This is a genomic window from Pseudomonas putida, assembly GCF_001636055.1.
GTDB lineage: Bacteria > Pseudomonadota > Gammaproteobacteria > Pseudomonadales > Pseudomonadaceae > Aquipseudomonas > Aquipseudomonas machongensis.
In genome coordinates, this window is record NZ_CP011789.1 from 3175026 (window position 1) to 3196930 (window position 21905).

General features: G+C 63.5%; 18 protein-coding genes. 9 read left to right on the top strand and 9 right to left on the bottom strand.

From position 1 onward, the window contains the following. Positions 1-121: 121 nt before the first annotated feature. The 4 genes from alkB to AB688_RS14110 all read right to left on the bottom strand — a co-directional run bounded on the left by alkB (position 122) and on the right by AB688_RS14110 (position 6061). Positions 122-766, bottom strand: coding sequence for a DNA oxidative demethylase AlkB (gene alkB / locus AB688_RS14095; RefSeq protein WP_054891331.1), 645 nt, complete (start codon positions 764-766; stop codon positions 122-124). 357 nt (positions 767-1123) lie between these two features. Further along, positions 1124-1696: a molybdenum cofactor guanylyltransferase MobA gene (gene mobA / locus AB688_RS14100; protein WP_063544836.1), complete on the bottom strand. Its 573-nt coding sequence runs from the start codon at positions 1694-1696 to the stop codon at positions 1124-1126. Positions 1697-1757: 61 nt separating this feature from the next. Then, positions 1758-4880 (bottom strand): efflux RND transporter permease subunit, encoded by a 3123-nt coding sequence (locus tag AB688_RS14105; protein ID WP_063544837.1) that lies wholly within the window; start codon positions 4878-4880, stop codon positions 1758-1760. An 11-nt stretch (positions 4881-4891) separates the two neighbouring features. After that, on the bottom strand, positions 4892-6061 hold the full coding sequence (locus AB688_RS14110; protein WP_063544838.1) for an efflux RND transporter periplasmic adaptor subunit: 1170 nt from the start codon (positions 6059-6061) through the stop codon (positions 4892-4894). Between the two features lie 260 nt (positions 6062-6321). Between AB688_RS14110 and AB688_RS14115 the strand changes: the two genes are divergently transcribed. Together AB688_RS14115 and AB688_RS14120 are read left to right on the top strand one after the other, a co-directional pair. Next, the gene (locus tag AB688_RS14115) at positions 6322-7023 is read left to right on the top strand and encodes a response regulator transcription factor (protein WP_063544839.1); all 702 of its coding nucleotides are present in this window, start codon (positions 6322-6324) and stop codon (positions 7021-7023) included. Positions 7024-7029: 6 nt separating this feature from the next. After that, positions 7030-8328, top strand: a complete 1299-nt coding sequence (locus tag AB688_RS14120) for an ATP-binding protein (protein ID WP_063544840.1) — start codon at positions 7030-7032, stop codon at positions 8326-8328. Positions 8329-8444: 116 nt separating this feature from the next. Here the strand turns inward: AB688_RS14120 and AB688_RS14125 are convergent, their stop codons facing one another. The 5 genes from AB688_RS14125 to ehuB form a co-directional block, all read right to left on the bottom strand. Next, positions 8445-10031, bottom strand: a complete 1587-nt coding sequence (locus AB688_RS14125; protein ID WP_054891347.1) for an ABC-F family ATPase — start codon at positions 10029-10031, stop codon at positions 8445-8447. Positions 10032-10540: 509 nt separating this feature from the next. Beyond that, positions 10541-11335, bottom strand: coding sequence for an ectoine/hydroxyectoine ABC transporter ATP-binding protein EhuA (gene ehuA, locus AB688_RS14130; RefSeq protein WP_063544841.1), 795 nt, complete (start codon positions 11333-11335; stop codon positions 10541-10543). Positions 11336-11415: 80 nt separating this feature from the next. Next, positions 11416-12072, bottom strand: coding sequence for an ectoine/hydroxyectoine ABC transporter permease subunit EhuD (ehuD, locus tag AB688_RS14135; RefSeq protein WP_063544842.1), 657 nt, complete (start codon positions 12070-12072; stop codon positions 11416-11418). Further along, positions 12069-12728, bottom strand: coding sequence for an ectoine/hydroxyectoine ABC transporter permease subunit EhuC (gene ehuC, locus AB688_RS14140; RefSeq protein WP_063544843.1), 660 nt, complete (start codon positions 12726-12728; stop codon positions 12069-12071). The genes ehuD and ehuC overlap by 4 nt, the downstream gene beginning before the upstream one ends. Before the next feature lie 65 nt (positions 12729-12793). Beyond that, the gene (gene ehuB / locus AB688_RS14145) at positions 12794-13651 is read right to left on the bottom strand and encodes an ectoine/hydroxyectoine ABC transporter substrate-binding protein EhuB (RefSeq protein ID WP_054891354.1); all 858 of its coding nucleotides are present in this window, start codon (positions 13649-13651) and stop codon (positions 12794-12796) included. A gap of 280 nt (positions 13652-13931) precedes the next feature. Here ehuB and AB688_RS14150 point away from each other — a divergent pair, with 280 nt between their 5' ends. The 7 genes from AB688_RS14150 to AB688_RS14180 all read left to right on the top strand — a co-directional run bounded on the left by AB688_RS14150 (position 13932) and on the right by AB688_RS14180 (position 21885). After that, positions 13932-15326, top strand: a complete 1395-nt coding sequence (locus AB688_RS14150) for a PLP-dependent aminotransferase family protein (protein WP_063544844.1) — start codon at positions 13932-13934, stop codon at positions 15324-15326. Positions 15327-15432: 106 nt separating this feature from the next. Continuing rightward, the gene (gene eutB / locus AB688_RS14155; RefSeq protein ID WP_063544845.1) at positions 15433-16404 is read left to right on the top strand and encodes a hydroxyectoine utilization dehydratase EutB; all 972 of its coding nucleotides are present in this window, start codon (positions 15433-15435) and stop codon (positions 16402-16404) included. Between the two features lie 36 nt (positions 16405-16440). Next, entirely contained in the window at positions 16441-17433 is a 993-nt protein-coding gene (gene eutC / locus AB688_RS14160) for an ectoine utilization protein EutC (protein ID WP_063544846.1), read from the top strand. A 53-nt stretch (positions 17434-17486) separates the two neighbouring features. Further along, positions 17487-18677, top strand: coding sequence for an ectoine hydrolase DoeA (gene doeA / locus AB688_RS14165; protein ID WP_063544847.1), 1191 nt, complete (start codon positions 17487-17489; stop codon positions 18675-18677). A 4-nt stretch (positions 18678-18681) separates the two neighbouring features. Continuing rightward, positions 18682-19683 (top strand): N(2)-acetyl-L-2,4-diaminobutanoate deacetylase DoeB, encoded by a 1002-nt coding sequence (gene doeB / locus AB688_RS14170; protein WP_063544848.1) that lies wholly within the window; start codon positions 18682-18684, stop codon positions 19681-19683. Between the two features lie 60 nt (positions 19684-19743). After that, a complete protein-coding gene (locus AB688_RS14175; RefSeq protein ID WP_063544849.1) occupies positions 19744-20223 on the top strand; it encodes an Lrp/AsnC family transcriptional regulator in 480 nt (159 codons plus the stop codon). A 189-nt stretch (positions 20224-20412) separates the two neighbouring features. Continuing rightward, positions 20413-21885, top strand: a complete 1473-nt coding sequence (locus AB688_RS14180) for an NAD-dependent succinate-semialdehyde dehydrogenase (RefSeq protein WP_063544850.1) — start codon at positions 20413-20415, stop codon at positions 21883-21885. The last annotated feature ends 20 nt before the right edge of the window (positions 21886-21905 follow it).

Genomic DNA, 21905 nt, shown 5'->3' on the forward strand with positions numbered 1-21905 from the left:
AAATGAGCATTCCGACCGGGCTGGCGCACCAGGCTGTTTTCAACGCAGCATCACCGAGTATCAAGGCTTTTCGTACAGAGCCTAGGGGTGATCGTGCCGAATCTGCATTCGGTACGGTCACTCAACCTGCCTTGCGCAGGGTCAGGTTGATCCGTCGTTCCCCCATCCGCTCATGCTTGCCCGGCTTGATCGGCAGCACGCCATGGAAGCGCAGGCGATCCTCGCCACCCCATACCATGACATCGCCATGACTGAGCGGCACATGCTGCGGCCGGTCGCTGCGTTGCATGCCGCCGAGCAGAAAGACGGCGGGCAGCCCCAGCGAGATCGACACGATAGGCTGGCTGAAATCCTGCTCGTTGCGATCCTGGTGGAGGCTCAGGCGTGTACCGGGCAGGTAGTGGTTGACCAGGCACGCATCCGGCACGAACCCCTCGAAGCCAGCTTGGGAGGCGGCTCGCGCAGCCAGCGTCAACAGCACCTCGGGCAGCGCCGGCCAGGGCTTGCCGCTCAGCGGATCCAACGGGCTGTAGCGGTAGCCACGCGCGTCGCTGACCCAGCCCAGGCTGCCGCAATTGCTCAGCGCGACGGCCATGTGCAGCCCGCCGGGCGTCTGCATGTGTCGAAAGGGTGCCGCGCGCAACACTGGGCGCAGGGCATCGAGCAGGGCTTCGACCTCGGGCAGGGCAAAGCCTGGCAACAGCATGACCTGGCTGGCCAGCGATTGCGGCTGAGAACCGAAGAGGTCGAGGTCTGACTGGATCATGGCGGGCACTGGCGTGGGTAAGCCTGGATTGTATCGCTGTTGATTCGTCCAGCCCATGGCAAATGGTCGGAGGGCGCCCTGAGCGCAGATTTGGTCGGTCCCAGCAAGCGACCCTGTGCACCCGCGGATCGAAAAAGGAACCGCGGCGCCCGGGAGCGGGGTGCTACGGTCCAAGGGGGAGTGGCTATCGCTGGGTCACGGTCGCGCTGTTGCCGTTGCCGCAGATCCTCCTGCAAACGGGCCATGGTTTGGGGCGTCTGCACAGGGATCGTCTATGGCATGACCGAGAACAGCCCGTTGTCGTTGCAGGCCGGCCCGGAGGACGAACGGGGAAGAACTGGGTGGGGTGTCAGCCGCTCAGCGTAACCACTCCGGGCTGTTGAAGTTGCCGAGCCGTTCATCGTCGACGGCACATTCCAGCCCCTGCAGCGATTCACGCGACAAGGCGCGCTGCAGGCTCCGCTCACCGGCCTGCCAGGCCTGTTCAAACTGTGGCAACAGGCGCGTCGGCAATACGCTGAACATCGGCTGCCAATAGCCTCCCTGGCGCACCATCGCAGCGCTGTCATGGCGGGCAGCCAATCCGCGCAACCCATCGATCAGCGCCTGGTCGACCCGCGGTGAATCGCAGGCCAGCACCACCACCCACGGGTGTCTGGCCACCTTGAGCCCGGCGATGACCCCAGCCAGAGGCCCGGGATAATCCGCCTCGGCATCGCCCACGCATTGGTCGGCATAGGCGGCATAGGCGTCCTGGTTGCGGTTGCAGGAAATCACCAGGTCGTCGCTCAACCCCCGCACCACCCGGTGGATGTGTGCGATCAGTGGTTCGCCCCGCCATGGCACCAGGCCCTTGTCACGCCCGCCCATGCGTTGGCCACGGCCACCGGCGAGGATGAGGATGGAGCAGGGGGGCAGGGCGGCAGGCATGAAAAAGGGTCCCGGGCAGTCGATGCCCGGAACCCTCTCATTCAACGCCTGGCTTGTCCAGTCAGGCGTCGTGGGGTACTGCATGATCCGGTTCAGCGCGGCGCTTGCCGGCCAACCGCATCACCACCACGAAGAACACCGGTACGAACACCACCGCCAGTGTTGCGCTGAGCATCCCGCCGATCACGCCGGTGCCGATCGCCTGCTGGCTGGCTGAGCTTGCGCCGCGTGCGATGGCCAGCGGCACGACGCCGAGGATGAACGCCAACGATGTCATGACGATCGGGCGCAGGCGCAGGCGGGCGGCCTGCATCGCCGCATCCGCAGCGTCGACCCCCTGATCCACCAGGCTCTTGGCGAATTCGATGATCAGGATCGCGTTCTTTGCCGACAGGCCAATCAGGGTGATCAGGCCGACCTTGAAGAACACGTCGTTGGGCATGCCGCGCAGGGTTACCGCAAGCACGGCGCCGAGCACACCCAGCGGAACCACCAGCAACACTGCGGTAGGGATCGACCAACTCTCGTAGAGCGCTGCCAGGCACAGGAACACCACCAGCAGCGACAGGGCCAGTAGCAAGGGCGCCTGGCTACCCGAAAGACGCTCCTGCAACGACAGGCCGGTCCATTCCAGTGCGCTGCCGGTTGGCAGTCGATCGACCAGGCGCTGGATTTCCGCCATTGCCTCACCAGAGCTGTAGCCGCTTGCCGGTTCCCCGGAAATAGACACTGCCGGGTAGCCGTTGTAGCGGGTCAGTTGCACCGGGCCGCTGAGCCAGCGGGCCTGGACGAACGCCCCCAGTGGCACCATCTTGCCGCTGCTGTTGCGCACGTGGATCTTCAACAAGTCCTCGACCTGGCTGCGCTGGTCACCCTCGGCCTGCACCACCACGCGCTGCATGCGGCCCAGGTTGGGGAAGTCGTTGACATAGTTCGAGCCTACCGCGGTGTTGAGCACGGCGCCGATGTCGGCAAAGGAAACCCCGAGGGCGTTGGCCTGGCGTCGGTCGATTTCCAGTTGCACCTGCGGGCTTTCGGCCAACGATGCCTCGCGCACGTTGGCCAGCACCTTGCTCGTGCGTGCGTTGGCCAGCAGTTCGTCACGGGCGGCCATCAGCCCGGCATGACCCAGGCCGCCGCGATCCTGCAGGCGGAACTCGAAACCTGTGGACTCGCCCAGGCCATCGACTGGCGGCGGCAGCACGGCATAGGCCACGGCATCCTTGAGCGCGGCGAAGGCCATCGTGGCACGGTCGGCGATCGATTGTGCGCTGTCGTCGGCGCCGCGTTCTGACCAGTCCTTCAGCGTGGTGAACGCCAGCGCGGCGTTCTGCCCGCTGCCTGAGAAGCTGAAACCGAGAATCAGCGTGGTGTTACCCACCCCGGGTTCTGCGGCATTGTGCGCCTCGATCTGCGCCGCCACCTGCTCGGTACGCATGCGACTGGCGCCTGGCGGAAGCTGGATATCGGTGATGGTGTAGCCTTGGTCTTCGGTCGGCAGGAAAGCGCTGGGCAACTGGCTGAAGCCATAGGCCAGCACCGCCACCAGCAGCCCGTAGAGCAACAGGTAGCGCCCGCTACGTGCCAAGGCGTGGGCAACCCAGCGTTGGTAGCCATTGCTCATGCCCTCGAAGCGGCGGTTGAACCAGCCGAAGAAGCCTCTGCGTACGTGATGCTCACCCTTGGCCACTGGCTTGAGCAGCGTGGCGCACAGTGCCGGGGTGAGGCTCAGGGCGAGGAAGGCCGAGAACAGGATCGACACCGCCATCGACAACGAGAACTGCTGGTAGATGACGCCCACCGAGCCTTTCATGAAGGCCATCGGCAGGAACACCGCGACCAGCACCAGCGTGATGCCGACGATAGCCCCGCTGATCTGGCCCATGGCCTTGCGCGTCGCGGCCTTCGGCGACAGGCCTTCCTCGGCCATGATCCGTTCGACGTTCTCCACCACGACGATGGCGTCGTCCACCAGGATACCGATGGCCAGCACCATGCCAAACAGGGTCAGCACGTTGATCGAGAAACCCAACGCCAGCATCACCGCGAAGGTGCCCATCAGCGCCACCGGAACCACCAGCGTAGGGATCAGCGTGTAGCGGATGTTCTGCAGGAACAGGAACATCACCGCAAACACCAGCAGCATGGCTTCGAACAGCGTGCTGATGACCTGCTGGATCGAGACCTTGACGAACGGCGAGGTGTCGTAGGGGATGTCGTACTTCACGCCGGCCGGGAAGTAGCGTGCCAGCTCATCCATCTTCTGGCGTACCAGGGTCGCGGTTTCCATGGCGTTGGCCCCCGGCGACAGCTTGACGCTGAAGGCACTGGTGGGCTTGCCGTTCAGGCGTGTGCCGTACTGGTATTCCTGGGCACCGATCTCGACCCGCGCCACGTCACCCACGGTGACCACCGAGCCATCCGGGTTGGCCCGCAGCACGATGGCCGCGAACTCCTCTGGCGTGCTCAGTTGGCCCTTGACCACCACGTTGGCGGTGATTTCCTGGGTCGCACGGGCGGGCAGGTCTCCGATGCTGCCGGGTGCAACCTGGGCGTTCTGCGCGGCGATGGCGTCGGCGACGTCCTGGGGTGTGAGCTTGAAGCCGACCAGCTTCGCCGGGTCGATCCAGATGCGCATGGCCCGCTCCGAACCATACAACTGTGCCTTGCCGACGCCTTTGAGCCGGCGAATCTCGTTCATCACGTTGCGCGCCAACAGGTCGCTGAGGGCAATCTCGTCGTAGCTGCCGTCCTCGGAGGTGAGGGTGCCCAGCAGCAGGAAGCCGGTGGAGACTTTTTCCACCTGCAGGCCTTGCTGCGTGACGGGCCGCGGCAGGCGCGACTCGACCACCTTGAGGCGGTTCTGTACATCGACCTGGGCCAGGTCAGGGATGGTGCCCGGCTCGAAGGTGGCGGTGATGGTCGCGCTGCCCAGGCTGCTCTGGGACTCGAAGTACAGCAGGTTGTCCGCACCATTGAGCTCCTGCTCGATCACGCTGACCACGCTTTCGTCCATGGTCTGCGCCGAGGCACCGGGGTAGACGGCGTACACCTCCACTTGCGGCGGTGCGACATCGGGGTACTGCGCCACGGGCAATTGCGGGATGGCCAAGGCACCGGCGAGCAGGATGAACAACGCAACCACCCAGGCGAAGATCGGGCGGTCGATGAAGAATTGCGGCATGGATCAGGCCCTCACTGGCCGTTGCGCTGGACGATGGGATTGGCGGCCTTGTCGGCATCGACCCGGACCTGATCACCGACCTTGACGTGCTGCAGCCCCTCGATCACCACCCGTTCGCCGGGGGCCAGGCCTTCGCTGACGATCCAGCGGTCGCCCTGGGCATTGCCCAGTACCACCTGGCGTTCCTCGATGCGCTGCTGGGCGTCGACCACCAGGACCTTGGGCACGCCTGCGCTGTCACGCAGGATCGCCCGCTGCGGCACGCTGATGCCCTTGGGCTGCAGGGCCTGTTCGAGGCGCACACGCACGTAGCTGCCGGGCAACAGATCGAGGTCGGGGTTGGGAAATTCGCTGCGCAGGGTGATCTGGTTGGTGCTCGGGTCGACGCTGATATCGGAGAACAGCAGCTTGCCCGGCAGCGGATAGGCACTGCCGTCGTCCTGGATCAGGGTGGCGCGGGCCTGGTCCTGGCCGACCTGCTGCAGCTCGCCAGCGCGCATGGCGCGGCGCAGGGCGTTGAGGTCGCGGGTCGACTGGGTGACGTCGGCGTGGATCGGGTCCAGTTGCTGGATGACGGCCAACGCGGTGGTTTCGTTCTGTCCGACCAGCGCCCCTTCGGTGACCAGCGCGCGGCCAACCCGTCCGGAGATCGGTGCGGTGACCGTGGCATAGCCCAGGTTGAGTCGCGCGCGTTCGAGTGCGGCCCGGGCTTCGGCAACCTGGGCGTCCGCCTGGAGGAAGGCGGCACGGGCATTGTCATATTCCTGGCGGCTCACGGCCTTGTCGTCGACCAGATCGCGGTAGCGTTGTTCCTGCAGGCGCGCCTGGTACAAGGTGGCTTCGGCCTTGGCCAGCGCGGCGCGGGCACTGTCATGGTCCGCCTTGAACGGCGCCGGGTCGATGAGGAACAGCACATCGCCCTGCTTGACGTCGCTGCCCTCGCGATACACCCGCTTGAGCACCACGCCGGCAACCCGGGCGCGGACTTCGGCGGTGCGTGGCGCGAGAATCCGCCCGCTGAGTTCGGTGCTGATCGCCATGGCTTGCAACTGCACGGTTTCGACCCGCACCTGGGGGGCGGGTGCCTGCGCGTCCTGTTCGGGGGCGTCGTTGCAGCCGGTCAGGGCCAGTGTAAGCAAAGCGAGAATCGCCAAAGGGCGCTTGGAGAAGGGAATGGACATACGGATCTTCCGGATAGGATCGCCCCTATGCTAAGGCAGGCGCTCGCGCATGGGCTGTTAAGCTGTGTACGCCGTGTGTGAAAAAGTGTAAGGCTCGTGCCGTGTGGAGCGTAGGATTCTATATCCTGCGAGCAACTGACTGCACTGGCCCCATCGCCGGACAAGCCCGCTTCCACAGGTAGTCGCAGCCTCTGTAGGCGCGGGCTTGTCCGGCAATGACGACGGTAAGGTCTCAAGCCTATCTGTTCATGACGACCCACATGCCAAACATCCTTCTGGTCGAAGACGACAGCGCGCTGTCCGAACTGATTGCCAGCTACCTGCAGCGCAACGACTTCCACGTCCGGGTCATCGCCCGTGGCGATCATGTGCTCGACGAGTTTCGTCGTCAGCGCCCCGACCTGGTGGTGCTCGATCTGATGCTGCCCGGCCTTGACGGCCTGCAGGTGTGCCGCCTGCTGCGCCAGGAGTCGCAAAGCCTGCCGATCCTGATGCTGACCGCCCGTGACGACAGCCATGACCAGGTGCTGGGCCTGGAAATGGGCGCCGACGACTACGTCACCAAGCCATGCGAGCCCCGCGTACTGCTGGCCCGGGTCCGCACCTTGCTGCGCCGCAGCAATGTCAACGAACCACGGCTCGATAGCGAGCTGATCCAGGTCGGTGGCCTGAGCATCAATCTGGCCGAGCGCAGCGTGAGCTGGCGCGGCTGCGAGGTGGAGCTGTCCAGTGGCGAATACAACCTGCTGGTGGTGCTGGCACGCAATGCCGGTGAAGTGCTCAGCCGCGACCGCATCCTCCAGCAACTGCGCGGCATCGAGTTCAACGGTACCGACCGTTCGGTAGACGTGGCCATCTCCAAGCTGCGGCGCAAATTCGACGACAATGCCGGCGAAGCCCGCAAGATCAAGACCGTGTGGGGCAAGGGCTATCTGTTCAGCCGGGTCGAGTGGGAGTACTGAGGCGCCATGCTCAAGATCCTGGTGCGCCTGTACCTGGTGATCATCGTCGCCTATGCCGGTGCCTTGCTGCTGATCCCCGACGCTATCGTCGGGGCGTTCCACGAACGCTTCATGGCGTACAACCTCGATCAGGCCAAGGGCGTGCAGTCGTTGATCGTCCGCCAGTTCCACCAGGCCCCTCGCGAGCAATGGCCTTCGGTGGAGCAGGACCTGGCCTCGGCCTTTGCGCCCCTGCAGGTGCAACTGCTGCGCATGGACGCCGCCGACCTTGCGCCGCAGGAGCGGGCGAGGCTGGAGCACGGGCTGTATGCAGTGCGCATCGCCGACTGGGGCTATTACGAAACCGTGCTGGCGCCGCTGGACAAGGACTGGCTGGTGCGCCTGCACTCGCCGCCGGATCCGCTCGACATCAACGTGTTGTCGTGGGGCGTCACGGTACTGATCGGTGCCGCCATGCTGGGTTGCCTGCTGCTGTGGGTCTGGCCGCACTGGCGCGACCTGGAACGGCTCAAGGAAACCGCGCGGCGCCTGGGGCGCGGGGAGATGGCGGAGCGTACGCAGATCTCGCCGCGCTCGAACATCGGCGAGCTGGCCGGGGTGTTCGACACCATGGCAGGCGACCTGGAGCGCCAGGTCAACCAGCAACGCGAGCTGCTCAATGCGGTCTCGCATGAGCTGCGTACCCCCCTGACGCGCCTGGACTTCGGCCTGGTGCTGCTGTTCGATGAAGTGCCGCCGGCCAGCCGCAAGCGTTTGTTGGAACTGGTGGGGCATGTGCGGGAGCTGGACGAGCTGGTGCTTGAGCTGCTGTCGTACAGCCGCCTGGAAAACGCCGACCAGGTGCGCGAACGGGTCGAGGTGTCGTTGCTGGAGCTGGTCGACAGCGTGCTGGGCAGCTTTGCCGAAGAACTCGATGGTCGCGGGATCAGATGGGAGGTGCGCGCTGACGACAGGCTGCCACGTTTCGTCCTCGATCCTCGCTTGACCGCGCGGGCGGTGCAGAACCTGGTGCGCAATGCCATGCGCTATTGCGATGAAAGCCTGCTGCTGCGACTCAAGCTCGAGGCGGATGGCGCTTGCCTGCTGACGGTAGAGGATGACGGGATCGGTATCCCGCCTGAGGAGCGCGAGCGGATCTTCCAGCCGTTCTACCGCCTGGACCGCAGTCGGGACCGCAGTACCGGTGGTTTTGGCTTGGGGCTTGCGATCAGCCGCAGGGCGATCGAAGGGCAGGGCGGGACGCTGACCGTGGCGCAGTCGTCATTGGGTGGGGCGCAGTTCAGGATTCGCCTGCCGGCGGGATGATCAAAGGTACGGGATCGTCTCGCGACCGGCCGTAACCAGCGGAACCGCTCTCACCGCAATTCCACCGCCGCCTCACGGGCACCGCATTGCACGGTGCCTCGATGAGGCTTGCCGCTTTAGATCACCACACCCTGGCTACGCAGGTAGTCGTCATAGGTGCCGCTGAAGTCGACCACGCCATCGGCCGACAGCTCGATGATCCGCGTGGCCAGCGACGACACGAACTCACGGTCATGGCTGACGAACAGCAGGGTGCCCGGATAGTTCTCCAGCGCCAGGTTCAGCGCTTCGATCGATTCCATGTCCAGGTGGTTGGTCGGTTCGTCCATTACCAGCACGTTGGGCTTTTGCAGGGTCAGCTTGCCGAACAGCATGCGGCCCTGTTCACCCCCGGAAATCACCTTCACCGACTTGAGGATCTCGTCGTTGGAGAACAGCATGCGCCCCAGCGTGCCGCGAATCACCTGCTCGCCGCTGGTCCACTGGCCCATCCAGTCGAACAGGGTGACGTCGTCTTCGAAGTCGTGGGCGTGGTCCTGGGCGTAGTAACCGACCTCGGCGCTGTCGGTCCACTTGACCGAGCCTGCATCGGGCTGCAGCTCGCCGACCAGGGTGCGCAGCAAGGTGGTCTTGCCGATGCCGTTGGGGCCGATGATCGCTACGCGCTCGCCGGCTTCGACGGTAATGTCGAAGTTCTTGAACAGCACCTTGTCGTCGAAGGCCTTGGCCATCTTTTCCACGACCACGGCCTGGCGGTGCAGCTTCTTGGTCTGCTCGAAGCGGATGAACGGGCTGACCCGGCTCGACGGCTTGACCTCGGCCAGCTGGATCTTGTCGATCTGCTTGGCGCGCGAAGTGGCCTGCTTGGCCTTGGAGGCGTTGGCCGAGAAGCGGCTGACGAAGGTCTGCAGCTCGGCGATCTGGGCTTTCTTCTTGGCATTGTCCGACAGCAACTGCTCGCGCGCCTGGGTGGCGGCGGTCATGTACTCGTCATAGTTGCCCGGGAACAGGCGCAGCTCGCCGTAGTCCAGGTCGGCCATGTGGGTGCAGACGCTGTTGAGGAAGTGACGGTCGTGGGAAATGATCACCATGGTGCTGTTGCGTGCGGTGAGTACGTTTTCCAGCCAGCGGATGGTGTTGATGTCCAGGTGGTTGGTCGGTTCGTCGAGCAACAGCACGTCCGGATCGGAGAACAGCGCCTGTGCCAGCAGCACCCGCAGTTTCCAGCCTGGCGCCACTTCGCTCATCGGCCCGAAGTGTTGCTCCAGCGGAATGCCCAGGCCCAGCAGCAGCTCGCCGGCGCGCGATTCGGCGGTGTAGCCGTCCATCTCGGCGAATTCGGTTTCAAGCTCGGCGACGGCCATGCCGTCTTCTTCGGTCATTTCCGGCAGCGAGTAGATGCGGTCGCGTTCGGCCTTGACCTTCCACAGTTGGCCGTGGCCCATGATCACCGTGTCGATGACGCTGAACTGCTCGTAGGCGAACTGGTCCTGGCGCAGCTTGCCCAGGCGGGTGTTGGGCTCGAGCATGACCTGGCCGGCGGACGGCTCCAGGTCGCCACCGAGGATCTTCATGAAGGTCGACTTGCCGCAGCCGTTGGCCCCGATCAGGCCGTAGCGGTTGCCGTTGTTGAATTTGACCGAGACGTTCTCGAAGAGCGGCTTGGAGCCGAACTGCATCGTGATATTGGCTGTAGAAATCAAGTACTTGTCCTGCGGGAGTTCCAGAGGTGTATGTATGGCCTTTCGTCATGCCTGAACGCTTGTAGAGCGGCTTGACGCTAGGCGGCAGCTTTCCCGCTCACCCGAGGCCTGGGAGGAGCGGCAGTCCATTCGAGTGGTGTCGCGGGCGACATGCAAGTGCCGGGGCCGGTGGCAGCGATGCCGGTATCAGGCTCGCGCAAGGCGTACTGGCAATGTTCACGGAGGCTCAGCGCTTCGTGCGCTGATTCGAGGGCGCGGATTGTATCACCTGGTTGATCAATCTACAGCCCACTTTGCCGGGGGAGCGGATAAATAGCCTGCCAGTGCGGGGAGAGCGGGGCGCCATCCCGAGACTTGCGAAAGGGCGCCTGCAGTGACGATCACGCCATCCAGGACGCCTTGCCGCAGTTCGACGCCCACTCGCTGGAGTATCGGCTGTAGCCATCAATATTTGAAGTTTTCAGCCCTTTTTTAACCGTCCGAGGAGATGGACTAGAACCCGACAGACCCTAGTTAGCTTCTTTCACCGCACTGAGAAACGCACGCGTACGCTCCTGTTGCGGATGCTCGAAGACCTGCGTTGGTGTGCCCTGTTCGTGGATCTGCCCCTTGTAGAAGAAGCACACGCGATCAGCGAACTCCCGGGCGAAGCCCATCTGGTGAGTGACCATCAGCATCGTCAGGTTGTGCTCGGCGCCGAGCTTGCGGATCACGTTGAGCACTTCACCGCACAGCTCAGGATCGAGCGCTGAAGTCACTTCGTCGAACAGCATGACCTTCGGCCGCATCGCCAAAGCCCGCGCAATCGCCACCCGCTGCTGCTGTCCACCGGACAACTGCGAAGGGTAGTGCCCCAGCTTGCTGCCCAGCCCCACCAGCTCCAGCAGATCCGCTGCTCGCTCACGGGCTTCGGCAGGCTTCATGCCCAGCACCTGCACCGGCGCCTCGATGACGTTCTGCAACGCGGTCATGTGCGGGAACAGGTTGAAACTCTGGAACACCATGCCGATCTTGCCGCGCACGCGACGGATATGCCGGTCATTGGCTGGCACCAACACGCCATTGCGGTTGGGCATGTGGGTCAGCAGGTCGTCTTCGATGCGGATCACCCCGTCGTCGATGCCTTCCAGGGTCATCAGCACCCGCAACAACGTGGATTTTCCCGAGCCGCTGGGGCCGATGATCGCGACTTTCTCGCCCGGCGTGACATCCAGGTTCAAGTGGTCGAGCACCGTGAAGCTGCCATAACTCTTGGTGACATCCTGGAAGCTGACGATCGGCTGGACTGCCTTCGGTTGATGCATGGCCGTGGCCTCCTGCAAATGCAGCGGTGTCAGATTGCCGCGCCGGGAAAGGTCATGGGAAGTCGAGAGTGGAGAAGTCATTAGCGTAGCTCCAGGCGCAGTTCGAGGCGCCGTACCAGATAAGCCAGGGCGATGCTCAGGGCGAGGAAAAACAGGCCGACCATGGTGATCGGTTCCAGGTATCGGAAGTTCTCGGAGCCGATGTTCTTGGCCTGCTGCATGATTTCCACCACGGTAATGGCCGACAGCACCGGTGTGTCCTTGAGCATCGCCACCAGATAGTTGCCCAGTGGCGGCAGAATCGGCCGAAGGGCCTGGGGCAGGATGATGTTGCGGTAGGCGCTGTACGGCGCGATGTTCAGCGCGGTGACGGCTTCCCATTGCGCCCGTGGCACCGCGTCCAGCCCACCGCGGTAGACCTCTGCGATGTAGCAGGCGTAATGCACGCCGATGCCGGTGATCCCCACTTGCATGGCGGTCATGCTCACCCCGTAGTTGGGCAGTACGTAGTAGAGGAAATACACCTGGATCAGCAGCGGCGTGCTGCGGATGAACTCGATCGTCCCGGCGATCGGCCACGACAGCCAGTACAGGCGGCTGCGCCGGCCGATGGCGAGGAACAGCCCCAGCACGATGGCGATGAGGAAGCCGATCAGGGTAATGCCCACGGTGTTGAGCGAGGCGCGCAGCAGATCGGGCAGGATCTGCCAGGCATACGTCCAGTCGAACAGATTCATGACAGGCCTCCACGCATCCGGCCACGTGCCAGGCGACGCTCAATTGCGCGCATGCCGAGGTTGATCGCCTGGGCGAGGATGAAATACATCACCAGTGCCAGGCTGAAAATTTCCAGGGTCTGGAAGGTAGCCTGATCCAGTTGCCGAGCGCGGAAGCTCAGGTCGGACAGGGTAATCAGCGACACCAGCGAGGTGTTTTTCAGCAGCTCGATCAGCAGGTTGGTGCCGGGGGGAATCGCGGCCAGCAGCGCCTGGGGCAGAATGATCCGGCGAAAGCGCTTGTAGGCACTGAAGTTCAACGCGGTCGCCGCTTCGTATTGACCCTTGGCCACGGAGCTGATCGCACCGCGCATCACCTCCGCACCGTAAGCGCCGATGTGCAGGCCAAGCCCGACAATCGCCACGGCGTAGGGGCTCAGCTCCAGGTTGAACGGCGGCAGCGGCAACACGAAAAACAGCCAGAACAGTTGCACCAGCAACGAAGTACCGCGAAACACTTCGATGTAGGTGACCGAAAACCAGCTCACCAGCCGCCACGGCGACATGCGCCCGAGTGCCGCAAGAATGGCCGCGACGATCGCGAGCAGCGAACCGAAGAACGTCACCTGGATAGTGACCCAGGCGCCCTGTATCAATAGCGGAAGTAACTCACCCATGGTTCAGCATCCCGATTAAGCAGGGAAATAGGCATCGCGCCATGCCAGCGCCATGCCTGTTTCGACTATTGAGCGCAGAGCTCTGCAGCCGTTTTGCTTGTCACGTTGGATTTGTCGAAACCGAACGGCGCGACCGCCTTGAGGTGCTCTTCGGAGCCCAGCCACTTTTTCAGTTCGGCGTTGACCGCATCGCGCAGGTCCTTGTCTTCCGGGCGGAAGGCGAGGGCGCCGTAGCCGGTGTGTGACGGATCGTCCTTGAACTCGGTGACCGCTTCGACCTTCTCACCGCCCTTGGCGGCCAGGCCCTTCATGGTCAGCTGAGTGCCCACGGCGGCATCGGCGCGGCCGGCGCGCACGGCTTGCAACTGGGCGGTGGTGTCCGGTACCTGGAGGATCTGGGCCTCTTTCACGCCGGAATCCCGGGCATATTTCAGGTTAACGGTACCGGCCATGATCGCCAGTTTCACCTCCGGATTCTTCACGATGTCTTCATAGCTGTGCAGATTCTTCGGGTTGCCTTTGGCGGTCAGAAGCGCATCGGGCAGCTGGTATTGCGGGTCGGTGAAAATCACCTGTTTGCAGCGTTCCGGGGTGATGTACATACCGGCGGCAATCACATCGAAACGCCCGGCACGCAGGCCCGGGATCAGGGAGCCCCATTCGGTCAACACGCCGTCGACCTGCTTGATGCCCATCTTGGCGAAGATGGCCTTGGCAATTTCCGGCGATTCACCGGTGACCCGGCCGTCTGTTTCGGTGAAGGCGAACGGGGTTTCGTTGGCGTAGCCGATCCGGATTTTGCTGTTTTTGGTGATGGTTTCCAGCGTCGTGGCGGCGTGGGCGCCGGCGGCGAGGCCGAACATTGCGCACGCCACGAACAGGTGGCGTAAACCATTGGGCTTGCGGGGAAAGGAATTGCTCATCGATAAAATCTCCTGTTTCTTGTGGACCCGTCGATGACGGCTCTGTGTTAGGAGGCAGTGTGACAAGAGCAAAGCGCACGAAAGCTGATACCAGGGCTTGGGCACTGCAGCCGTACAGATCGATTGGTTTTATTTTTCGGGCTTGCCGAGAAGTCCGGGCATCGACCTTGGAACGAGCATACAAAAGCCCTACACGACATTGCATTGCACTAGGACAATTGCTTTGCACGGATTCTCGCGGGATGCTGTCGACACTGGGGAACACGCGGGTTCTACGCCGATGGACAAGTGGAAAGCAGCACTGGAAATCGCCCGCAGCGGCGAGTCGAAATACAAGATTCTGGTTCAGGCGATTGCCGACGACATCGAACAGGGCTTGTTGGCCAACGATCAACGCCTGCCTGCGCAGCGCAGTGTGGCCGATGCCATGGGCATCAGCGTGCAGACCGTGACCAATGCCTACAAGGAGCTTGAGCGCCAGGGCCTGGTGCGTTGTGAAGTAGGGCGCGGCAGCTTCGTTTCGCGGCGCATGAGCGACCGGGTCGCGACTTACATTCTCGACAGCCCCGAGCGAGCGCTGGTGGATTTTTCCATCGCACGCATCCTCCATACCCGCGAGCACGACCAGGTCTGGCGCGATACCTGCCGGGAGCTCAGCACCGAGGAAGATCAGCCGTGGATTCACGCCTTTCGCCCCATCGCCGGGTTCGAATCCCACCGCGAGGCGGCCATGCAATGGATCGGCCGCCTGGGCCTGCGGGTTGAACGTGACGACATCCTGATCACCAACGGGGCGGCCCATGCGATCTTCCTCGCCCTGGCTTCTCTGGCCGGGCCCGACGATGTGGTGTTGTGCGAAGGCAGAACCGATCACGGCGTCATCGGCAATTCCCAAGTGCTGGGGTTCACCCTCAAGGGGCTCGAAATGGACCGCCACGGCATCGATCCCGAGCACTTCGAAGACATGTGCAGCAATGAGCGCATCACTGCGCTGGTGTGCACGCCGAACCTGAACAACCCCACCACCACGCTGATGCCGGACAGTCGCCGCCGGGAGATCGCCGAGATTGCCCGGCGCTTCGGCGTGCACATCATCGAGGACGATGTGTACGGCCCGTTGCTCGAAGAGCGCCACGCTCCGCCGATCAGTCATTACCTGCCGGAGCTGTCCTTCTACTGCACCAGCATGACCAAGTCGGTGCTGACCGGTTTGCGCGTGGGTTATCTGGTGATGCCCAAGCGCCTGGCACTGCGTACCGAAAGCATCCTGCGGGTCAACAGCTGGATGGGCACGCCGATGGTCTCGGAGATTGCCACGCGCTGGATTCGCGATGGTCGCGCCGACACGCTGCTGCGCTTGCAGCGCCAGTTGCTCTCGGTGCGCCAGGCGATGGTCAGCGAATACCTGGGGGAGTTCGTGCTGGGCCAACATCCCCATGCCTTGAATGCCTGGGTTGGTATCCCGCCGCATTGGGAGGTCGACAGCCTCGTGCGGGCCCTGCGCCATCGGCATATTGCCGTCACGCCGCCTGACCCGTTCACCGTGCGTGGCACACCCAGGGCACGGGCGGTGAGGGTGTGTGTTGGCGCCGAATGCAGCGACGAGGACGCGCGCGAAGCCTTGATCAACATGCGTGAAATCTTTGGTCAGTACCCACGTATCCATGACTTTTGAGCGGGAAAACAGACGCCGAAAAAAGTTGTCCTGAATTGACCTAGTACATTCAGCGCGACAATCCTGGCCTCTTAGACTGCGCCCAATATCTTATCGGGACGCGGTCATGCCAACGCCACAGCTCAACGATATCTACCTCGCCCGCCAGCGTATCGAAGCGCTGGTGCGACGCACGCCCATGGAGCATTCGCCCAGCCTGTCTCGGCTGGTGGGCGTGCCGGTCTACCTCAAGCTCGAGTCCCAGCAGATCACCGGCAGCTTCAAGTTGCGCGGTGCGAGCAATGCCGTGGCGCAACTCAGTGCTGAAGAAAAACAACGAGGTGTTGTGGCGGCGTCGACCGGTAATCACGGTCGCGCATTGGCTTACGCGGCTTCCCGCCAGGGCGTGAAGGCGACGATCTGCCTGTCGCAACGGGTACCGGCAAACAAGGTGCGGGCGATTCGCGATCTTGGGGCCCACGTATGCATCGTCGGCAACTCCCAGGATGATGCCCAGCGCGAAGCCGAGCGCCTTGCCGCCGAGCAGGGTGCGATCCTGCTGCCGCCGTTCGATCATCCGGCGATCATCGCCGGCCAGGGCACGTTGGGGCTGGAGATCCTCGAGCAGCGACCGGACGTCGCCCAGGTCCTGGTGCCGTTGTCCGGCGGTGGTCTGTTCGCCGGCGTGGCGCTGGCGCTGAAAACCGCCAACCCGCAGATCGTCACCCACGGCATCAGCATGCAGCGTGGCGCGGCGATGCACGCCAGCCTGGCAGCCGGCCATCCGCTGGAAGTCGAAGAGCTGCCGACGCTGGCCGATTCCCTCGGCGGCGGTATCGGTCTGGACAACCAATACACCTTCAGCATGACCCGCGACACCTGCGATCACCTGCATTTGCTCAGCGAAACCTCCATCGCCAACGCTATCCGCCACGCCTATCGCGAAGAGCGCCAGGTGCTGGAAGGCGCGGCTGCTGTGGGAATCGCCGCGCTGCTCGAAGGCCTGATCGAGCCTCGTGGCCCTGTGGTGGTGGTGATCAGCGGACGTAACGTCGACACCGATCAGCATCTGCGGGTACTTGCCGGAGCCGAGGCATGAAACCGAACAATAACGACGTCATGGGAGCGCCCGTTGATGAGTGAAATCACCCTGTTGAGCGAAGCCGATCTGCGCGCCTGTGTGGCGCTTGATCTGCCCAGTATCGAAGCCGTCGAGCAGGCCTTCGTGCTGCTGGCCACCGCCGCCGTGGAGATGCCACCGATCCTGCGTCTGGACATCCCCGAGCACAACGGCGAAGTGGACGTGAAGACCGCCTACCTGCCGGGGCTGGAGCGCTTTGCGATCAAGGTCAGCCCGGGCTTTTTCGACAACCCGAAACTCGGTCTGCCCAGCCTCAACGGCATGATGATGTTGTTGTCGGCGCGCACCGGTCTGCTGGATGCCTTGTTGCTGGATAACGGTTACCTGACGGCGGTACGTACGGCCGCTGCCGGGGCGGTGGCGGCGCGGGCATTGTCGCGATCGGACAGCCGCAGCGTGGCGCTGATCGGCGCTGGCGAGCAAGCTGCGTTGCAGTTGCAGGCCCTGCGCCTGGTGCGCCCCATCGACAACGTGCGGGTGTGGGCGCGGGACTTGGCCAAGGCGCAGGCCTTCAGCGTGGAATTGACCCGTGACACCGGTCTGGCGGTCAAGCCCTGCGCCACCCTCGACGAAGCCATGGTCGAGGTGGATATCGCCATCACCTGCACGCCAAGTCGCGAGCCGTTGATCGATGTGCGCCATCTGCATCCCGGTCTGCACATCACCGCCATGGGCTCGGATGCCGAGCACAAGAACGAAATCTCCCCACAGGCGCTGGCACAGGTCGACCGCTACGTGGCCGATCGACTGAGCCAGACCCGCATCCTCGGCGAGTTGCATCACGCCCTCGCGGCGGGCGTCGTCAGCGACGAATCGAACTTCGCCGAATTGGGCCAGGTGCTGGCCGGTCAACGCCCCGGTCGCACGGACGCCTCGCAGGTCACCCTGTGCGACCTCACCGGTACCGGCGCCCAGGATACCGCCATGGCCAATCTCGCGTTCGAGCGAGCGCGCTCGGCGGGCAAGGGCGTCCAGTTCGGCAGCTAAGGGTTTTTGTCCGCGCGTCATTTACCCCGCTTCATCTACAAGAGGGCAGGTGCATGTCTCAGATAGTCGTCAATCTCCCGTTCAGCCGGGAGGAATACGCCCAGCGGCTGGCCAAGGTGCGAATGGCCATGCAGGCCCAGGGCATCGAGCTGTTGCTCGTCACCGATCCGTCGAACATGGCGTGGCTGACCGGCTACGACGGTTGGTCGTTTTATGTTCACCAGTGCGTGCTGCTGGCGATGGATGGCGAGCCGGTCTGGTTCGGCCGCGGCCAGGACGCCAACGGCGCCAGGCGCACGGTGTTCATGCAGCAGGACAACATCGTCGGTTACCCGGACATCTACGTGCAGTCCCGGGAGCGGCATCCCATGGACTACCTGTCGCGGGAAGTGATCGCTGCCCGTGGTTGGGACGCGCTGACCATCGGCGTCGAAATGGATAACTACTATTTCAGCGCCGCAGCCTTCCTGTCGTTGCAGAAACATCTGCCCAAGGCCCGGCTGATCGATGCGGCCGGGTTGGTGAACTGGCAGCGGGCAGTCAAGTCGCCGCAGGAAATCGCCTACATGCGCATTGCCGCACGCATCGTGGAAAACATGCACGGGCGGATCCTTGAACGGATCGAACCGGGCCTGCGCAAGAACGAATTGGTGGCCGAAATCTACAGCAGCGGCATCCAGGGTGCCGATGGCCATGGCGGTGATTACCCAGCCATCGTGCCCTTGTTGCCGACCGGTGCCGACGCCAGTGCGCCGCACCTGACCTGGGATGATTCGCCGTTCGAAAAGGGCGCGGGGACCTTCTTCGAGATTGCCGGTTGCTACAAGCGTTACCACTGCCCGCTGTCGCGCACGGTATTCCTGGGCAAGCCGCCGCAGCATTTCCTCGAGGGCGAGAAAGCCGTGGTCGAAGGCATCGCCGCCGGCCTGGAAGCGGCCAAGCCGGGCAACACCACCGGTGACATCGCCGTAGCGTTCTTCAAGGTGCTGGAGAAATTCGGCATCCACAAGGACAGCCGTTGTGGCTACCCGATCGGTATCAGTTATCCGCCGGATTGGGGCGAGCGCACCATGAGCCTGCGTCCTGGCGACACCAGCGTGTTGCAACCGGGCATGACCTTCCACTTCATGCCGGGCCTGTGGATGGACGATTGGGGCCTGGAAATCACCGAAAGTATTCTGATCACCGACACGGGGGTCGAAACCCTGTGCAACGTGCCACGCCAACTGTTCGTGAAGGATTGAGCCAATGAGCGATCTGCCTGCCAACCCGATCAGCGCCACGGTGGATTTGTGCCGTGAAGGCGTGCAGCACGGGTATCTCAAGTTGCCGTATTCGCGGGATGATTCGGCCTGGGGCGCGGTCATGATTCCGATCACGGTGATCGCGCGGGGGGAGGGGCCGACGGCCCTGCTCACCGGTGGCAACCACGGTGACGAATACGAAGGTCCGGTGGCCCTGAGCAAGCTGGCTCAGGGCCTGGCGGCCGCCGAGGTCAGCGGGCGGGTCATCATCATTCCGTTCATGAACACCCCGGCGTTCCGTGCCGGGCGACGCACGTCGCCCATCGACAGGGGCAACCTCAACCGCAGTTTTCCCGGCAGGCCGGACGGCACGGTGACCGAGAAGATCGCCGACTATTTCACCCGCACTTTGCTGCCTCTGGCGGACTTCGTGCTGGACATTCACTCCGGCGGGCGCACCCTGGATTTCCTGCCATTCGCCGCCTGCCATGTGCTGCCGGACAAACACCAGCAGGCGCGATGTGAGGCGGGCATGCGCGCGTTCAATGCGCCATACAGCATGCGGATGCTGGAGCTGGATGCCGGGGCGATGTACGACACGGCTGCCGAGTCTCAGGGCAAGGTCTTCGTCACCACGGAACTGGGCGGTGGCGGTTCCTCCACCGCGCGCAGTGTGGCGATTGCCGAGCGCGGCGTGCGTAACGTGCTGGTGCATGCGGGGATTCTTCAGGGCGAGGTGCAGAGGGGGCCGTCGGTCATGCTCGACATGCCGGACGGTGATTGCTTCATCGCCAGCGAACATGACGGCCTGCTGGAAATGTGTCGCGACCTGGGCGACAGCGTGGACAAGGGCGAAGTCATCGCCCGGGTCCACGACGCTACCCGCAGCGGCGTGGCCCCGGTGGAGTATCGTGCTGCACGCAGCGGCCTGCTGGCGGCGCGGCATTTTCCAGGGTTGGTGCAGTGTGGCGATACCCTTGCCGTGATCGCGGACATACTGGAGTAATACACTGCCACTGGGTTGATTTCCTCAGGGGTTTCCATTCATTCAGGAGCTTCTTGGCACATGCACAAACTCGATCGCTATGACCTGAAAATCCTGCGGATCCTCGCTGGCGACGGGCGTATCACCAAGTCGAGCCTGGCCGAGGCGATCAACCTGTCGGTTACCCCGGCCTGGGAGCGCGTGCGCAAGCTCGAAACCCTCGGCCTGATCAAGGGCTACCGCGCGCAGATCGATTGGGGCGCGGTGTTCAAGAGCCAGCAAGTGCTGGTGGAAATCACCCTGGCCCGACACACCGCGCAGGACATGCGGCGCTTCGAACAGCGGATGAACGACGCGCCGGAAGTGGTGTTCTGTTACGCCACCGGTGGCGGGGTGGATTACATGGCGATGATCCAGGCGCCGGACATTGATCACTACCAGCGATTCATCGATCAGTTGCTGCTCGATGACCTGGGGATCGAGCGGTACTTCACCTACATCGTCACCAAGACCATCAAGACGGCCGGCGCCTTGCCTGCGGAGTTGTCTCAGGACTACTGAAACCTGCAACACCCCCGATCAAACTGTGCGAGCGAGCCTGCAGGGTGGGGGGGTAGCCTCGCCGCAAAAACTTCCGAATGACCCCGCTCAATCAGAAAAAACCACCTGCATACCCCCCTGCAAACCGCAATTCCCCGACGCCTCGCTGCCCTAGCATGAACTCCACGCACACGGTTCGGAGTGAATGCCATGACCTACAAACATCCCCTGCTGTTCAAAGCCCTCTGCTACGTCGATGGCCATTGGTTGCACAGCGACAGTGGCAACAGCATCGCCGTGCACAACCCGGCTGATCAGAAACTGATCGGCCATGTGCCGATGCTCGATCAACCGCAGATCGTCGCCGCCGTGGATGCCGCGCACCGGGCATTTGCCGATTGGCGTGAGCAGAGCCTGGAGACTCGCGGGACGATTCTTCGGCGCTGGGCGGCGTTGATCCTGGAACATCAGGAAGACCTGGCGCGGATTCTCAGCCTGGAGCAGGGCAAGTCCCTGGCCGAATCCCGGGGTGAAATCGCCTACGCCGCGAGCTTCATTCCGTGGTTCGCCGAAGAAGCCCGGCGCCTCTATGGACAGAACATTCCCAGCCACATTCCCGGCGCTCATCTGGGTACGGTCAAGGAGCCGGTCGGCGTTTGTGCACTGCTGACACCGTGGAATTTCCCCTCGGCCATGATCACCCGCAAAGCCGCTGCCGCATTGGCCGCCGGTTGCACCGTGGTCGTCAAGCCGGCCCACGAAACCCCTTACTCGGCATTCGCCCTGGCGCAACTCGCGGAAGAGGCCGGGTTCCCCGCCGGGGTCTTCAACGTGGTGCTGGGTGAACCACAGATGGCCATGCAAACCCTGGTGCAGGACACCCGCGTGCGCTCGGTGAGCTTCACCGGTTCCACCCGCGTCGGCAAGTTGGTCCTGCAAGCGGCTGCTCATGACGTGAAGAAAGTCTCGCTGGAACTGGGGGGCAACGCGCCATTCATTGTCTGCGCCGATGCCGATCTGCAACGGGCGGTGAAAGTCGCGGTGGCCGCCAAGTTCCAGACTTCCGGCCAGGATTGCTGCGCCGCCAACCGGATCATGGTCGAGCGTTCGGTCTATCCGGCGTTTCTCGAGCGCTTTGCCGAGGCCGTGCGTGAGCTACGGGTCGGTCCGGCGATGATCGGCGAGCGGGAACAACAGGTGGAGGTGGGTCCGTTGATGCACCAGGCCGCCTTCGATGTGACTGCCGAGCGCGTGGCCGATGCGTTGCAACAGGGTGCGCAACGGCTGGTGGGCGGCGAAGCCCATGCCCTCGGCGGCTTGTTCTACCAGCCCACGGTGCTGGCCGACGTCACGCCGCAAATGCGCATTTACCGTGAAGAGAACTTCGCGCCGATTGCCGGGGTGATGCCGTTCGACACCCTCGACCAGGCCATCGAGATGGCCAACGACACCGAGTACGGTCTGGCGGCCTACGTTTGCTCGAATCGCCTGGATCTGATCTACCCGCTGATCCGTCGACTCGACCACGCCATGGTCGGGGTCAACGGCGTCAAGTTCACCGGCCATCCGATCCCGTTCGGTGGCATGAAAGCCTCGGGGCTGGGCCGTGAAGGCGGCACCGAGGGCTTCGAAGCCTTTGTCGAAACCAAATACTTTTGCTTGCACCATCAAGGCCAGTTCTAAGGCCCGTTCCCAGGAGATCG

Coding starts and splice junctions, on each gene's coding strand:
- alkB (WP_054891331.1), bottom strand. CDS start 766: ATGATCCAGTCAGACCTCGACCTCTTCGGTTCTCAGCCGCAATCGCTG.
- mobA (WP_063544836.1), bottom strand. CDS start 1,696: ATGCCTGCCGCCCTGCCCCCCTGCTCCATCCTCATCCTCGCCGGTGGC.
- AB688_RS14105 (WP_063544837.1), bottom strand. CDS start 4,880: ATGCCGCAATTCTTCATCGACCGCCCGATCTTCGCCTGGGTGGTTGCG.
- AB688_RS14110 (WP_063544838.1), bottom strand. CDS start 6,061: ATGTCCATTCCCTTCTCCAAGCGCCCTTTGGCGATTCTCGCTTTGCTT.
- AB688_RS14115 (WP_063544839.1), top strand. CDS start 6,322: ATGCCAAACATCCTTCTGGTCGAAGACGACAGCGCGCTGTCCGAACTG.
- AB688_RS14120 (WP_063544840.1), top strand. CDS start 7,030: ATGCTCAAGATCCTGGTGCGCCTGTACCTGGTGATCATCGTCGCCTAT.
- ehuA (WP_063544841.1), bottom strand. CDS start 11,335: ATGCATCAACCGAAGGCAGTCCAGCCGATCGTCAGCTTCCAGGATGTC.
- ehuD (WP_063544842.1), bottom strand. CDS start 12,072: ATGAATCTGTTCGACTGGACGTATGCCTGGCAGATCCTGCCCGATCTG.
- ehuC (WP_063544843.1), bottom strand. CDS start 12,728: ATGGGTGAGTTACTTCCGCTATTGATACAGGGCGCCTGGGTCACTATC.
- ehuB (WP_054891354.1), bottom strand. CDS start 13,651: ATGAGCAATTCCTTTCCCCGCAAGCCCAATGGTTTACGCCACCTGTTC.
- AB688_RS14150 (WP_063544844.1), top strand. CDS start 13,932: ATGGACAAGTGGAAAGCAGCACTGGAAATCGCCCGCAGCGGCGAGTCG.
- eutB (WP_063544845.1), top strand. CDS start 15,433: ATGCCAACGCCACAGCTCAACGATATCTACCTCGCCCGCCAGCGTATC.
- eutC (WP_063544846.1), top strand. CDS start 16,441: ATGAGTGAAATCACCCTGTTGAGCGAAGCCGATCTGCGCGCCTGTGTG.
- doeA (WP_063544847.1), top strand. CDS start 17,487: ATGTCTCAGATAGTCGTCAATCTCCCGTTCAGCCGGGAGGAATACGCC.
- doeB (WP_063544848.1), top strand. CDS start 18,682: ATGAGCGATCTGCCTGCCAACCCGATCAGCGCCACGGTGGATTTGTGC.
- AB688_RS14175 (WP_063544849.1), top strand. CDS start 19,744: ATGCACAAACTCGATCGCTATGACCTGAAAATCCTGCGGATCCTCGCT.
- AB688_RS14180 (WP_063544850.1), top strand. CDS start 20,413: ATGACCTACAAACATCCCCTGCTGTTCAAAGCCCTCTGCTACGTCGAT.